Below are 14,503 nucleotides of genomic sequence, written 5' to 3'. Positions count from 1 at the left end.
GGGAACACTTCAAATGAGAGTGACGGTGTTTGGCGTGACATAGTTTTTGTCCTTTTCTTTGATTTCGATAGTGCTTAGCTAGATAGGGCTAAGCAGTTCCTTGATCAAACAGTGTCAAGAGAGAAATCGAATCTTACAATTTCTCACGTGCAGCTTTAGCTGCTTCGACCAGGCGGATCAAGCTTTCTTTTGTTTCTGGAATACCACGTGTTTTCAAACCACAGTCAGGGTTGATCCAAACTTTCTTGCTTGGTACTTTGGCAAGGATGGCATCAATTGTGTGGTCGATTTCGCCTTCATTTGGCACACGAGGAGAGTGGATATCGTAAACCCCAGGGCCCACTTCTGTTTGGAAGTTTTTCGCTTTGAGTTCGTCCAAGATTTCAAGGTTTGAACGGCTTGCTTCAAAGGAAATAACGTCCGCATCCATGTTGTCAATAGCTGGGATGATATCTGTAAATTCTGAGTAACACATGTGAGTGTGAATTTGTGTGTCTGGAGCTACTGTAGAGTGTACCAAGCGGAAGGCAGGAATAGCCCAGTCAAGGTAGTCTTCGTACCAGTCGCTACGACGGAGTGGCAATTTCTCACGAAGAGCAGCCTCGTCGATTTGGATGATTTTCACGCCTGCAGCTTCAAGGTCAAGAACTTCATCCTTAATAGCAAGAGCGATTTGAAGGGTTGAATCCTTGATAGAGATGTCTTCACGTGGGAATGACCAATTAAGGATGGTAACTGGCCCAGTCAACATACCTTTAACAGGTTTGTCAGTACGGCTTTGTGCGTAGCTAGACCATTTCACAGTGATTGGGTTGAGACGAGTGACATCACCCCAGATGATTGGTGGTTTCACCCCACGCATACCGTATGATTGTACCCAACCATTCTTAGAGAAGAGATATCCTGACAAGTTTTGTCCGAAGTACTCAACCATGTCGTTACGCTCGAACTCACCGTGTACAAGCACGTCAAATCCAACTTCTTCTTGCCATTTGATCCATTCGTCGATTTGCTCTGCCAAGAACTTGTCATAGTCTTCTGCTGACAACTCTCCCTTACGGAAGGCCAAACGTTTAGCACGAACCTCCTTAGTTTGAGGGAATGAACCGATGGTTGTTGTTGGAAGAGCTGGAAGTTTAAAGGCTTCTTCTTGGATAGCTTCACGTTCTGCAAAGGCTGGCAAACGAGTGTAGTCTGCGTCAGTCAAGCCAGCGATACGCGCACGAAGTTCTGCATTTTCACCCACACGTTCAGTCGCAAAGAGTTCTTTGTTTGCTGCAAGAGCTTGTTCACCTTGACCATTACGGATAGCATCCAAGTCACGGATCTCATCCAATTTTTCAACTGCAAAGGCAAAGTGGTTCAAGATAGCTGGTTCAAATTCTTCATTAGCAGTTGTAAATGGCACATGAAGAAGTGAGCATGAGCTTGTCAAGACAATGTTTTCAGCTGGAATTTGCTCAAGAACAGCCAAGCTCTTTTCGTAGTTGTTGCGCCAGATGTTTTTACCATTGACAATACCTGCATAGAGAGTCTTGTCAGCTGGGAAGCCACCTTTAACGAGTTCAAGAGTTTTCTTACCTTCAACGAAGTCCAAACCGATCGCATCTACTGGCAAGTTTACAAGATCAGTGTAGACATCACGAACATCACCGAAGTAAGTTTGAAGCAAGACTTCAAGACCTTTTTTATCAGCCAAAAGCTTGTTGTAGAGGTTCAAGAAGAGAGCTTTTTCTTCAGCTGTCAAGTCTTTGACAAGAGCCGCTTCGTCCAGTTGGATACGAGTCGCACCAAGTTCAGCCAATTTCGCAAAAACTTCTTGGTATGCAGCCACTAAACTGTCTACGAAGTCTTCTGCTTTCACGCCGTCTTCAAAGTCTGACAATTGAAGGAAAGTGAATGGACCTACAAGGACAGGACGAGTGTTAAGGCCAAGTTCTTTGGCTTCTTGGAACTCATCAAAAATCTTGTGACCAGCCAATTTTACTTGAGTATCTTTTTCAAATTTAGGCACGATGTAGTGGTAGTTGGTGTTGAACCATTTCTTCATCGGAAGGGCACGAACGTCCCCTTTTTCTCCTTGGTAACCACGTCCCAAAGCAAAGTAACGCTCAAGATCAGACAAGTCCAAGTTTTGAACTGAAGCAGGTACCACGTTGAAAAGGAATGCTGCATCTAGGAAGTTGTCATAGTGAGAAAAGTCATTTGATGGGATTTCAGTGATGCCTTTTTCTTTGACAATGTTCCAGTGTTTCGCACGCAATTCTTTTGCTGCAGCTAAGAGTTCTTCTTCTGAGATTTCTTTTCTAAAGTATTTTTCAGTTGTAAATTTTAATTCGCGGAATTCGCCCAAACGAGGGAAACCGATAATCGTAGTTGACATGATGTGTCCTCCAAAATTTGTTGTTGAAACTATCTTAACAGAAAAGAAACTGTCTGTATAATTGTAAATAATTAGGCTTTGATATAGTTTGAAACTATATCACTCTTTTGGACAAAAGAAAAAGACTTGAGACCAGTGTCTCAAATCCTTTGTATTGCTTGTTTTGTGGCTGTATTTTAGTTGGAAAGCTCAAACGTGTTATTAGTAATTCTTATAAGTGACTATGGCTTGTTATTAGAAAAGACTATTAGAAAAGACTATAAGTTGGTTTTCTTTTCTAATTCTGATATTTCCCTGAAAAAGTGCGGACGGGAGGTAAAATTATCCAGTGGATGATTTTAGCCAACCAAGTAATCTCATCTCTATCAACTTTTTTCCTGTTCAAGTGGGACGACTGCTAGTGTCTTTCCTAAACTGGCTAAGACTTTCAAGACCGTATCCAACTGAGGACTAGTCTTTCCTGTTTCCATCCTAGCTATGACAGGCTGGCTTACTCCACTGAGTTCCTCTAGCTTTTTCTGACTGATACCTTGCTCATGTCTAGCCTCAATCAACTCACTCATAATAGCCACTCGCATATCACTTTCAAGAATTTCTTCCTTGGTAAAGAGTTCTGTTCGGACATCCTTCCAATTACTTCCAATGGCCCTATTCTTCATCACTTAACCCTCTTTCTTTTATGTCCTTCAGTTCACGCTTGGCTTTTTCAATTTCTCTCCTAGGAGTTTTCTGAGTCTTTTTGACAAAATGATGTAAGAGAACAAAACTCCCATCAAGCCAAGCCACAAATAATATCCTATCCCTCAGAGGTCTTAGTTCCCAAATCTCTTCTTCCAAATGTTTGATATAGGGTTCACCAGCTCTAGTCCCATGCTGACTAAGCAACTCGATATAGTCGTTTAGTTTATTGAGTTTGATGCGACTATCCTTACTCTTCTTTCTAGCCAATTCTCTCATATAATCTAAGACTGGCTCGTTTCCATTTTTGTCCTTATAGAAGTAAATCGTATGCACCAAGTAGCCTCTTTCTAATTCAATTATAACTCAAAAGTTATTAAAAGTAAATCTTAACACTCATAAAAAGAAGACCTTCAGAATCATTCTAAAAGTCTCATCTTTATTATTCGAAAAAATTACGAGAAGAGTTATAATGTGGAGCTAATTCTGACTCTTACTCCAGCTCAATCCCCTTCTCTCGAAGATTAGCCAGACACTCCTCATAGTATTCTGCATCATGTTCACTATAGATGGGCTTGCCTAGCTTCTCTTCTGATAAGTCTTCATAAGCAGGGCAAATTTTCCCACGGTAGTTCTTGTCCAGCCACTCTGGACTGACATTGTAGCCACGGCCAGCCATCTCCTCCATGATCAAGCGATGATAGGCATAGAGACGATAGGGCGAGTGGGTAAAGACATAGTTCACCGTCGCATGATTTCTGCCCCAACCATTACCACGAAGGGCGCAGCACTCTCGATGTTGCCCCAAGAGTTGAGGACGGGGAAGTTTTGAAATCAAAGTCTCATGCCAAAGTCTCATGGGAGTCTCCTTTCAGTAAAGTCGAATGTTGCAAGTAGGTATTGGGATAGCGATCCAGCAAGTCTCGAGTCTTGGCGATCAAGTCTTGCTTAGAAGCTTGACCAAAGCGGTAGCGATCCAGCAAGAGCATATAGTCCTTACGCTCGGCATCTGTCGCTTTCTTTTTGAAATAGCCCCAAATATGCTGAAAGGCATTGCAAACTTGACCCCTATGTTCTGGGATTTGACAGGCACGGTCAATCAGTTCTTGAACATGTCTCACCTCCACCTCTTTATTCTTCAAATATTGGCGAATCTCATTATAAATATTGCTGGAATGGCTCAAAACGAGGTATTTGTTTCTAGCCCAGAGTTGTTGGCACTGGGATTTTTGGTTAGTTTGTTCCATCTTTCTCCTTACTTTCTATCAGTTTCCAGGAAATATGGAAACAAAAATTAATTTAATTTTTTAAAAAAAATGAGCATGCGCCAACTATTTCTTGAATTATAAAATTAACAATACCATGGCATACAATGAGGGATTCCCCCATTCTTATAGGGAGTAACTTTCTCTTTACAATAATGGTAAAATTCTGGGATTCTATTTTCATTTAAGTAGGATAATAATGTTTCTAAATCATCAAAAATTTCACCATTAAAATAAAACATAGGTAGTAATAAAGCATCTTCGTTTTCATTACGTGTGAACAATTCCAATGCCGAAAAGCCATCAGAATACCCCAGATCATAGTAAGCTCGTAAATACTCATTTTCACTCATTCTTTTGTTATATAAATATAAATAACTATGAACAACGTCATGCGTATAATTTGGCATTAATACTCTTCCTGATTTTTCATCAGCTATACATCTTTGAAAAGCATGTATCATACCATCTTGGTATGCAACTGTCAATAATAGTTCGGGATACTCTTGCAAAATTTCATGAAACTTTGCATCATCCATCCAACTTAAGTGTGCATTTATTAAAATTTCATTTGCTTCTTCTGCAAAACGATATACCATACTGTCAATCAGAGTTCCTTGATGAATAAGTTCATTTTTCAAAGACTCAACAAAAAACGTTCCATCAGTAATAATCGGGATTATATTTTTAGGGTGCTTCTCCAACCACTTTTCATCAATTGTCACTAAATAAAATTGATTTGCAAACTGTCCCAAATCATCGGAGAGAATTTCAATAATTTTATTCAAATCTTCGTCACCGAAAGAGAAACCTACAAATACTACTGTTTTTGTTGATAAGATAGTTTTTAACCTATCCCCAATAGGTTTTGTTGACAATTTTTTATAGCAATTTTCATAGTCCTCCTCAGTTGCAATAATTGAACCTATATTTTTTATAGAACCATGAATTTTAAAAACCCTTTTATCAAATGCATCCCACAAAGCAACATCTTCATTATAAATAATTGGAAACATATCACAATTGTCCTCAAACAAAGTATCCCAATTAGTTGTTATTACAGTTCCAATCTGTGGAATTTTAGCAACTTCTTTGTGAAATTCTGAAGCAATACCATATAGTTCCGGAAAATTATCGATCATTTGAAATCTTCTATTTATCCTTTTAAATAGTTCTTTTCTACCATTTACGACATTTTCACAAAACAAACTCATCAACTTAGAAAAGGATAGATTATCATCTACTTCAATATGATTTTTATATTCCAACTCATCTTTTATATCCGTATAAAATGAAGTAGGCATAACTTTTTTTGACTCCGTACTTATACCTGCACCACAGAATAATACTAAATCTCCCTTAATTGCTGCCTGAATGACATCATCAGGTAACGTAAAACCATTATCATTGTTACATTCTCTACACCCTTCTACAGATTTTCCTTTAATTTTTACCATCATTTCTACTCCACAATTTTGTCAAAATAACATCATCACTATTCGGTCTAATTATTTTTTCTTTCTCAACCTTTACAAATACTGGAACTTGAATAGCATTACCAGTGATTATAACCTCTCCTTTACCTAAACTAGGAATTTTATTAAAAGAAGTTTTATCCAGCGTAGGCATAGTATTAACCAACATTCGTAAATCATTATCATTAACCAATCTATGAATGAAATAATTATGAACTTGTGAAAGAATAGTCGGTGAAATATCTGCTGGTCGTTGACTAGATAAAGTTAAGTAGAAACCAAATTTCCGTCCTTCCTTAATAATTTCCTCAAAAATATTCAATCTGTAGTCCTGCCAAGTATCTCCTACTGAATGATTCTGAGCATTTAAAATATTATGTGCTTCATCAATAATCAAATGACTAGTACATGTAACAACTTTTCCTGCTATTTTCGTTTTTTGTTGATCATATATCATCTTAGAGATAAGCATAGGAATTAATCTAGTGATTTCCTGATTAGCATGTACGAGGTTAATAATATTTAGACTAGAAAAATCAGTAGTTATATTTTTCTTAACTTCAACAACCTTTTTCAAGCTATTCAGAGCTGTTTCAATCCTATGAAATAAAGGATTAATATGCTCAATATTAGTCGATTTCCATGCTGATTGGTGAACTTTTTGAAAATCAAGGTGAAATTTCAATTTATCAAATTCTGATAACAAATCAAATTCAACTTTTAATGCATTTTCGATTTCATCAATTTTAAGATATTTTATTTTAGAGTCAGCAATAGGTGTATTCGGATTAATTATATACTTATTACTTCCGTTAACTACCGTATAATAAGATTCTCTATTATAATTGTAATATAAATTAGTATTTAAGACCGACAATAACGTACCATCAATGTATTTCTCTGCAACAGATATCCAATTATCTTTAGAATCTAAACTTGCAGAATTTCCAGTAGTTAAAATCCTTTTCAAGGTTCCAATAACAAAACGGCTAATACTAGCTCCATCAAACTGTTTCTCTTTCCAAATTTTTAGAGATTTTCTTAAAAAAGGAACTTGGGTAGCCGATGTCGCTCCAAATAAGATTGACAAAATATCTGGATCGAATAAATAATCTGAAGTTATAGGAAGTTTTATTGCCGTTTCACTTCTAGTATTAAGTTCAAATACCTTTTTTTGTTCGGTTAAACCAAAACTGTCATCTTTTGTATATTCACCATTAAAATCAATAACATAGAATTTTGAATGTTCTAAAATTTTTTCTAGATACTCTGACCGAAAAAGTTCTAGGAATAACTTATGCAAAGTATTAGATTTACCACTACCAGTATTCCCAAAAACACCTATATGAGAAGCAAAAATTTTATTAATCGATAAAGGAACAACTTGACCTTCTAAGATTGATTTTCCAATAGATATAGTTGGCTCAGCTTTATCAATCCCATATATTAATTCTAAGTCTTTTTTTGAAGTAATACATACTTCATTTCCAATCATAGGTACATATTGACTTGTTACTTGGAATTTACCATTTTCAATAACACCTTTAGTTTTTAAATGAACGATTCGATTTATAGAATTTTTTGAAAAGCGATTATCAAATTCTGTACTTCTAATTGTATTTTGTTGATCAGCAACTTTTTCAGTAACAACAGAAGCAATAATTTTTACATTATTCTGTAAAATTGTCAGATATGCTCCGATTTTTGCTCCTTGTAACACATCACCATGCCATAGATACTCTGCATCATTAGATAAATGATACATTCCAACTTGAGAAATATCGCCATCCACACCGACTATTACACCTAATTTTTTCACAACTCGATTCATTATACTTCTTAATCCTCAACGATAAATAACTTTGTTAAACTACTTATATCAAAATTCCCACTTGGACTCAAGGTGTTCTGATTTTCGACTTCCAAATCAGATGGTATCACTATCTGAAGATTCCTAGGAATATTATCAAGAGATAAGTTTTTTTTAATAACATCAAAATCGCTATCAGCATAACAAAAAATATAAATCATTAATTCTGGATTCTTTAAGGCTCTCCTTATCATCTTCGCAATATGATCATCTTGAAACGAGAATCCTATAACAATTAATACCGATTGAGGTTTATCTAGCTCTAGTTGGAATACTCTCAACATATCATGAAAATGATTGTTAAGATATGTTTCCTGTCCTTCAAGTCCAGTGGGTCTAACAACAACTGGGTAATTGACCGTACACGGTCTTATTAAAATCTGATTATTTTCACCTTTTTCCCAATTCATAGACCCATGAGGTTTAATTAAAGAAATTGAAGGAAGTTCATTTAAATAATTTTCATTTAACCCTCTATATGCTACACTTTTGTTATAATTAGAACTATCTAACACTTTATAGAAATAACCATTAGACCCATCATTGAATATGAAGTTATTGTTTTTCATTAATAAATCCAAGGATCTCTCAATAAATAAATCATAATTTGTGGTAAAAATATTAACACTCTTTGAAACCGTTCTAGAATTTGAAATGTAAAGCAATGTAATTACTTTTTCTAAGAACCTTACATATCGTTCTAATACAAATTCAATACCAATCTCTAAAGCAGCAAAATTCTTTAGTTTAGTAAAATATTGCGCAGAATACAAAGTCTGTTTATCCATGTTTCCAACAAAGTACTTGATTCTATCATTATGATTAAAAGGTAAAAAAGAACTAACTTCCAATATATGTTTTTCTAAATTTTTATTCGCTATATCTTTAGAGATACTTATGCCATTTTTATCCTTAGCAAAGTGACTCATTAAAGGTATTGCTGGATAAGATACACCCGAGCCAATTAAAATATTCAGTTTCTTAGTAAGTATATTCTTTTTGAATTGTTCCACATTAAAAATTATATTTTCCATAATACTTCCTTTTATTAACCAACGCAAGAAATACAACTATCTATTTTCAACACAAAATGTAGACTAACATTATTTTTACACTTAGATTATATCATAAAACAGCAAAAAAACGCCTTTAGATAATAATATATCTAAAGACGTTTGTTTTTATCCAGCTACTTGTGTAGTTTCTTCTGTTTTCACTTTCTTATCCTTCTTATTGGAACCAGTCAATCGTCGTTTACTGTCTCGGATTGTGTTCAAGTCTTTAAGGAGTTTGGTTAGGTGTTCCTTTTCAGGATAAGCTTCTGCGCTGGCTGCAGTATAGCGCATAAAGAGGTCGTAGATGCTGGTTAGTTCGGTACAAACTTGTCTGGTCTTGCCAACTTCCTTGGAAGACTTATGCGCACGCGCCTGACTTTCCACCTTATCATAGTCTTCCTGCGCACTGATCACCGCCTGTAGCATAGGGGTTAGTCCTAGGCTAGTAACTGCTGTCTGGTAGGGTTCTTCGCTCAGCGTTTTGAGCAGACTCTTGATTTCTGCCGTTTCCACATCATTGCTGTGCTTGGTGATATCCTTGTACTTGGCAAAGACTGGTTTCAAAGTCTCATGGGCTTCTTTGAGTTTGGTCTCCTTAATCTTAGCAAAGCCCCTATGAAGGGTAAAGAGACCGACTAGGGCACTGTCACGATTGCGGTCGACTTCGGTCAGGTTCGTCGCTTCTTTCTTTTCTACGATAGCGAGTTGGGCTTGGAAGTCTGCTAGCTTGCTCTTGAAGGAATCGAGATGCTTGCCATACATAGGCTCGTCCTTATGTGCCTTGGCAAAAACTTCTAGTAGCTGACCCGTATCTACCATGAGACTTTCAAACTCGCGGTTGGTAAAGTTGGTGTAGCTTAGCGGACGGATAGTGAATGTTTTAGTCATGATGATAACCTTTCTATTTAACGAATCATTTAGTTTTTTCTTTATCAAATAAAGACTGGATTAGTTCTGGAAGATAGACCTGTTTTTGAACTGTTTTTACAATGCTTCCTTGTCTAGGAGGTTGAATCAAAGGCCTATCCTTTCTTACATAGACTTGAAGCAATACACAGACCAAAAATAGGAGGCCCCATAGAGGAAGGTCCGATAGGATACCCTCATCATTTTCTTTATCTTTCTTCATCAGATTTCTCCTTTAAGTTGATAAGACAATTCTAACAAATAGCAAAGAACTTAGGACACTCATCCGCTCAACTGTCTACTTTATCATCTCAACAGCACTTTTTCAGTCTATTTCTTACTTTTACAAAATAAATTGTTCATTTCAAAATAATACTCAATGAAAATCAAAGAGCAAACTAGGAAGCTAGCCGCAGGTTGTACTTGAGTACAGCAAGGCGACGCTGACGTGGTTTGAATTGGATTTTCGAAGAGTATTAAAAATCCCTATCTGACTGGAAACATATCCGTCTGTCAGATAGAGACTCTTACTATTTTCAGATTTTAACTTTTCTAGCCTTAGAATACATCTAAACTTTAGGAAAGATGACTGTTCGAAAGCTCGAAGACCCCAAAACTTTCTCAGATAGACTATTCGAAGCTTAGAATACTCATAAATTTATGTATTTCTTATTATTCTCAGCTTAGAATACATCTAAACTTTAGGAAGTCTATGTCTTCGAAACTTCGAATAGCTACCTACCCTACTCCAATCGGCTTTTAACCTTCTTCTTAGTCAAGGTACGGTCATTTTTATTGGAGAGAGCTTTGATACGAGCTTCGAGAAGGATTTTCCGCCCGGCCTCTGTTCGTGTATAGACGAGGTGATAACGTCCGATAGTTGGCCTCAGAAAGTCGAGGAATTTCTGTGCTTCTTCCTTGCGCTTGTCAAAAAGACTTGGCACGACATAGTAAGGTGACTGACCTTGTCGGACTTTCTCTGCCTTCAAGAGATAGCGCTGGTTATCCACTGGAGCAAAGAACTCTCCCACAGTCTGCGAAAACAGCTCCTTGTCCCTCATGCTTCCTCCCTTGAGATAGGCGAAAACCATATAATTTTCCTTGTCCTCCTCTACATGAACACGGGATTGATCGTCCGTTAGATGCCCCGAATCTAGCAGAGCCTTTCGAATCTGCTCACCCAGAGATTGCAAACGTTTATAGGGACTTTTATAACGGAGGTAGCGCCAAGATGCAAAGACCAAAAAGAGGAGACAGGCTGCTGTAAGCCACCAAACACCAATCAGTCTCAGTCTAAATAGCAAGACCAACAAATCTACTGCCAACAAGAGCAATGACATGCGAACCCATTTTAATGCATCAAGCAAGAGCATGACTGGGACCTTCTGTTTTTGAGTCGCGACTTCTGTAACTATCTCGAGCTGATCCGCTACGACAAGAGCATCTTGCCATTTTTTTCTCAAGCCTGCTCGATCCTTGGAGAGACTCTTAACTCGCTCATTGTACTCACTGATTTGCTTTTTCTTAAAAGGGGGCTTTGGAAAATCCAAACGATCCAAACCGGTCTCAATACTCTCCTGATTATAAGCCAATCCAAGAAAATGCTCCATCCGTCGCGACAAGGTCTGCAGATCCTGATTGCTCTCTGGTCTAGGCTCCTCACCAGGAAGAGTGATAAGTGCTTGCGCTTGAACGGCTACCAGATGCCAGATGTTGCTGGTCTTTTCTGGATGCCCCGGCCAGATACGAATGGCACGCCCGCGCATCTGGTTACTCAGCATAAAGCTCCCCACAAAGCTTCCGAGGATTAGGGAATTAACACAAGGAGCATCCCAACCCTCTCCGAGGAGAGATTTGGTTCCGACTAGGACTTGAATCCGCCCTCGTTGAAAAAGCTCCGTCACTGTCGCTACGATTCCCTTAGCTGAGCTTGGAAAACCAACCTGCACATAATCTTTTTGATCTAAGTGACCAATAGATGAGAAACTAAGAGGAACCTGAGGCAAGAGTTCCTTCAACTCTGCTGCCACATCGGTAGGCAAAATAACGATACTACCTGACAAGACAGCCAAAGACACAGGTATCTCTTGCTCCTGAGCTTTTCGACGAATGCTTTCAAAATAAGGGAGAACCCCCAACTGAGAAATGGTTGCCTGATTATCTCCCAGATAGGTAGCAAAATCCTTGCGAATATAGTCAGCTAGTACTAACTGTCTCAGTTCCTGACCTAGACTCTCATACTCCGTCAAAAAGATATCGACAATGGCAGACAACTTCCCCAGAGATTGGGTTAAAAGCTGGTCAGAAGCCTTAGACTTAACCAGATAAACCTGACGTTTTTCCACCAACCCACGCGCCTTCAAGTCAGCCTCTAACTTTTTCCTATATCCATCTGGATCCTCATACCAATCTGGTGTCTGATAGAGTATGCTCTGCAACAGCGTCTCCAGCCAGTAAGAGGTCAATGCTGGAAGCTTCTGGGTTCCCAGTAAATTTTGTAAAGAGGGAGGAATCGTTAACCCCTGAGAATGCATATAAATCAACATAGCAGACAAGTACTTGGGATCTTCTAAGAGCAAATCAGATGAAATATCCCCTTTGAGGACCTTTGAATCTGCTACAAATGTTTGAAAATCAGGATCAACTATAAGGTGGTGAATATAGTCCCACTTAGTCTCCTCAAACCGTTTGAGACGTTCCGCCTCTTCAGCTGTTGGTGAACACATATAGACAAAATCCTGATGAGGGCAAAGAGTGTCTTCCTTGACTAGTTCAGGTACCGTGATTTCTTGATCGATCTCCCCGCACATACGGATATAGCGTTCCCAGAGTTCTGGCTCGCTGTCATATGGTGGTGTGGCTGTCAGGGAGATGACTTGCAGCTGTTCATACTGCTTGCGAAAGGATTCCAGACTTTTCCACCATTCATTTCTCAGGTGGTGGCATTCATCCAAGCAAAGAGTCGCAACTTTCTGAGCTCTTAGGCTTGCAAGCAAATCAAACCCCACAAAATCCTCTGCTTCACCATCTTCTTGTGATTGCAGTTGGTTCATGGCACTATGAAAGGCCTGATAGGTCACAATCGTTAGGGTCCTCATCTCCTTTAAGTTTTGGGAAACGAGGTCTGAAAGCCTCTGACCATCCTCTAGAAAAGCAGTTTGGATCCTATCTACCCATTGTTCGCGAATGGTGACAGTCGGAACCAAGATGAGGGCTGGATTGCCAAAACGAGCGATTAGCTCGATACCAATGGTTGTCTTCCCAGACCCTGGAGCGGCCACTAGATGAACATGGCCGTCTGCTTGATAGTCCTGAAAACGATCCAAGACTTGTTTTTGGTATTGGCGCCAGTTTCCTTTAAAGTTTAAACCTAACATGATACCCCCTCATTCTATACCGTTTTTTTCTTATTCTCATTTTACCACACTTATTTCACCAGTCCGATAATCCAGATAGTTTTTCTTCCCAAAATATGATATAGTAGTATTATACTATCTATGAGGAGTTTACATGTCACAGGATAAGCAAATGAAAGCTGTTTCTCCCCTTCTGCAGCAAGTCATCAATATCTCATCTATCGTCGGGGGAGTCGGCACCTTGATTTTCTGTATTTGGGCCTATCAGGCGGGTATTTTACAGTCCAAGGAAACCCTATCAGCCTTTATCCAGCAAGCTGGGGTTTGGGGGCCACCACTCTTTATCTTTTTACAGATCCTACAAACCGTTGTTCCGATCATTCCGGGAGCTTTGACCTCAGTGGCTGGGGTCTTTATTTACGGCCACATCATCGGAACCATCTATAACTATATTGGCATCGTGATTGGCTGTGCCATTATCTTTTACCTCGTGCGCCTCTATGGAGCTGCCTTTGTCCAGTCGGTCGTCAGCAAGCGCACCTATGACAAGTATATCGGTTGGCTAGATAAGGGCAATCGTTTCGAGCGTTTCTTTATCTTTATGATGATTTGGCCTGTCAGTCCAGCTGATTTTCTCTGCATGCTGGCAGCCCTGACCAAGATGACCTTCAAGCGCTATATGATCATTATCATTTTGACCAAGCCCTTTACCCTAGTGGTTTATACTTATGGTTTGACTTATATCATTGATTTCTTCTGGCAGATGTTTTGAGAATAGAAAAATCCGTTTGGTTTCCCAAGCGGATTTTTAGAGCATGGATAGACTATAGCCTGATACTAAATATACTTTGGTATGGAAATCATGCCTATTTTTCGATAGTGAAGCGAGGACTTACCTAGCCTTTCCGCCGTGATAAAAACACCTGAAATCTAATGGTTTCAGGTGTTCGGAAACTTTGAGACATTAGGCTCAAAGTTTCGATATGGAATTTCGAAAAAAGGTCGCTACCGTCCGTCATCACTTAAGGAAAGGCTCAAAAAAATTGCCTTCAAAGAAAACATCCGTTTGGTTGCCCAAGCGGATTTTCTGTTTGTTTTATTTTGCGACACTCTTAGCAAGGACAAAGTTCCCAAGTGTGGCAGAACCATTTCCAGCAACTGCTGGCGTCACAATATAGTCACGTACGTCTGGTACTGGTAAATAGCCGTTGAGAAGAGCAGTGAATTTCTCACGCACACGGTCCAGCATGTGTTGTTGGGCCATAACCCCACCACCAAAGACAATCACGTCGGGACGGAAAGTCACAGTAGCATTGACCGCGGCTTGAGCGATATAGTAGGCTTGAACATCCCAAACAGAGCTATTAAGTTCGATGTTTTCACCACGAATACCTGTGCGAGCTTCCAAACTTGGTCCAGCCGCAAAGCCTTCCAAACAGCCCTTGTGGAAAGGACAAACACCGTTGAATTCTTTCTCCACATCCATTGGGTGTTTGGCTACATAGTAGTGCCCCA

At 38.9% G+C, this 14,503-nt stretch carries 13 protein-coding genes; 1 reads left to right on the top strand and 12 read right to left on the bottom strand.

What is annotated here, in order from left to right; translation table 11 throughout:
• Positions 1-133: 133 nt before the first annotated feature.
• From metE to SORDD24_RS05405, 11 genes are all read right to left on the bottom strand, one after another.
• On the bottom strand, positions 134-2,383 hold the full coding sequence (metE, locus tag SORDD24_RS05455; protein WP_061408395.1) for a 5-methyltetrahydropteroyltriglutamate--homocysteine S-methyltransferase: 2,250 nt from the start codon (positions 2,381-2,383) through the stop codon (positions 134-136).
• A 365-nt stretch (positions 2,384-2,748) separates the two neighbouring features.
• A complete protein-coding gene (locus SORDD24_RS05450) occupies positions 2,749-3,042 on the bottom strand; it encodes a helix-turn-helix domain-containing protein (RefSeq protein ID WP_061408392.1) in 294 nt (97 codons plus the stop codon).
• Positions 3,032-3,397, bottom strand: a complete 366-nt coding sequence (locus SORDD24_RS05445; RefSeq protein ID WP_061408389.1) for a type II toxin-antitoxin system RelE/ParE family toxin — start codon at positions 3,395-3,397, stop codon at positions 3,032-3,034. Before SORDD24_RS05445 ends, SORDD24_RS05450 begins: the two co-directional genes overlap by 11 nt.
• A 157-nt stretch (positions 3,398-3,554) precedes the next feature.
• Positions 3,555-3,920, bottom strand: a complete 366-nt coding sequence (locus SORDD24_RS05440; protein ID WP_061408387.1) for a TIGR02328 family protein — start codon at positions 3,918-3,920, stop codon at positions 3,555-3,557.
• Entirely contained in the window at positions 3,904-4,308 is a 405-nt protein-coding gene (locus SORDD24_RS05435) for a YbgA family protein (protein ID WP_061408385.1), read from the bottom strand. The genes SORDD24_RS05440 and SORDD24_RS05435 overlap by 17 nt, the downstream gene beginning before the upstream one ends.
• Before the next feature lie 104 nt (positions 4,309-4,412).
• Positions 4,413-5,786, bottom strand: coding sequence for an SIR2 family protein (locus tag SORDD24_RS05430; protein ID WP_231082685.1), 1,374 nt, complete (start codon positions 5,784-5,786; stop codon positions 4,413-4,415).
• Positions 5,770-7,632, bottom strand: a complete 1,863-nt coding sequence (locus SORDD24_RS05425) for an ATP-binding protein (RefSeq protein ID WP_061408382.1) — start codon at positions 7,630-7,632, stop codon at positions 5,770-5,772. Before SORDD24_RS05425 ends, SORDD24_RS05430 begins: the two co-directional genes overlap by 17 nt.
• A gap of 8 nt (positions 7,633-7,640) precedes the next feature.
• On the bottom strand, positions 7,641-8,705 hold the full coding sequence (locus SORDD24_RS05420) for an SIR2 family protein (protein WP_061408379.1): 1,065 nt from the start codon (positions 8,703-8,705) through the stop codon (positions 7,641-7,643).
• 147 nt (positions 8,706-8,852) lie between these two features.
• Complete coding sequence (locus SORDD24_RS05415; protein ID WP_061408376.1) at positions 8,853-9,614, bottom strand: DUF6261 family protein; 762 nt, start codon at positions 9,612-9,614, stop codon at positions 8,853-8,855.
• Positions 9,615-9,639: 25 nt separating this feature from the next.
• Entirely contained in the window at positions 9,640-9,855 is a 216-nt protein-coding gene (locus tag SORDD24_RS05410; protein WP_061408371.1) for a hypothetical protein, read from the bottom strand.
• 520 nt (positions 9,856-10,375) lie between these two features.
• Positions 10,376-13,009 (bottom strand): DEAD/DEAH box helicase family protein, encoded by a 2,634-nt coding sequence (locus SORDD24_RS05405; RefSeq protein WP_061408368.1) that lies wholly within the window; start codon positions 13,007-13,009, stop codon positions 10,376-10,378.
• 133 nt (positions 13,010-13,142) lie between these two features.
• On the opposite strand from SORDD24_RS05405, the gene SORDD24_RS05400 reads away from it, so the two are divergent.
• Complete coding sequence (locus SORDD24_RS05400) at positions 13,143-13,760, top strand: TVP38/TMEM64 family protein (RefSeq protein WP_061408365.1); 618 nt, start codon at positions 13,143-13,145, stop codon at positions 13,758-13,760.
• A gap of 324 nt (positions 13,761-14,084) precedes the next feature.
• Here the strand turns inward: SORDD24_RS05400 and SORDD24_RS11665 are convergent.
• Positions 14,085-14,503 (bottom strand): ROK family protein (locus SORDD24_RS11665; protein WP_231082684.1); only part of this gene is annotated, 419 nt, incomplete at its 5' end.

Source organism: Streptococcus oralis (assembly GCF_001579175.1).
Taxonomy (GTDB): domain Bacteria; phylum Bacillota; class Bacilli; order Lactobacillales; family Streptococcaceae; genus Streptococcus; species Streptococcus oralis_O.
The sequence above is the reverse complement of the archived record's forward strand: the minus strand, read 5'-3'. Positions and strand labels throughout refer to the sequence as shown.

Bases quoted from the DNA above. Each gene is read 5' to 3' on its own strand.
- metE (WP_061408395.1), bottom strand. From the start codon at position 2,383: ATGTCAACTACGATTATCGGTTTCCCTCGTTTGGGCGAATTCCGCGAA.
- SORDD24_RS05450 (WP_061408392.1), bottom strand. From the start codon at position 3,042: ATGAAGAATAGGGCCATTGGAAGTAATTGGAAGGATGTCCGAACAGAA.
- SORDD24_RS05440 (WP_061408387.1), bottom strand. From the start codon at position 3,920: ATGAGACTTTGGCATGAGACTTTGATTTCAAAACTTCCCCGTCCTCAA.
- SORDD24_RS05435 (WP_061408385.1), bottom strand. From the start codon at position 4,308: ATGGAACAAACTAACCAAAAATCCCAGTGCCAACAACTCTGGGCTAGA.
- SORDD24_RS05430 (WP_231082685.1), bottom strand. From the start codon at position 5,786: ATGATGGTAAAAATTAAAGGAAAATCTGTAGAAGGGTGTAGAGAATGT.
- SORDD24_RS05425 (WP_061408382.1), bottom strand. From the start codon at position 7,632: ATGAATCGAGTTGTGAAAAAATTAGGTGTAATAGTCGGTGTGGATGGC.
- SORDD24_RS05420 (WP_061408379.1), bottom strand. From the start codon at position 8,705: ATGGAAAATATAATTTTTAATGTGGAACAATTCAAAAAGAATATACTT.
- SORDD24_RS05415 (WP_061408376.1), bottom strand. From the start codon at position 9,614: ATGACTAAAACATTCACTATCCGTCCGCTAAGCTACACCAACTTTACC.
- SORDD24_RS05410 (WP_061408371.1), bottom strand. From the start codon at position 9,855: ATGAAGAAAGATAAAGAAAATGATGAGGGTATCCTATCGGACCTTCCT.
- SORDD24_RS05405 (WP_061408368.1), bottom strand. From the start codon at position 13,009: ATGTTAGGTTTAAACTTTAAAGGAAACTGGCGCCAATACCAAAAACAA.
- SORDD24_RS05400 (WP_061408365.1), top strand. From the start codon at position 13,143: ATGTCACAGGATAAGCAAATGAAAGCTGTTTCTCCCCTTCTGCAGCAA.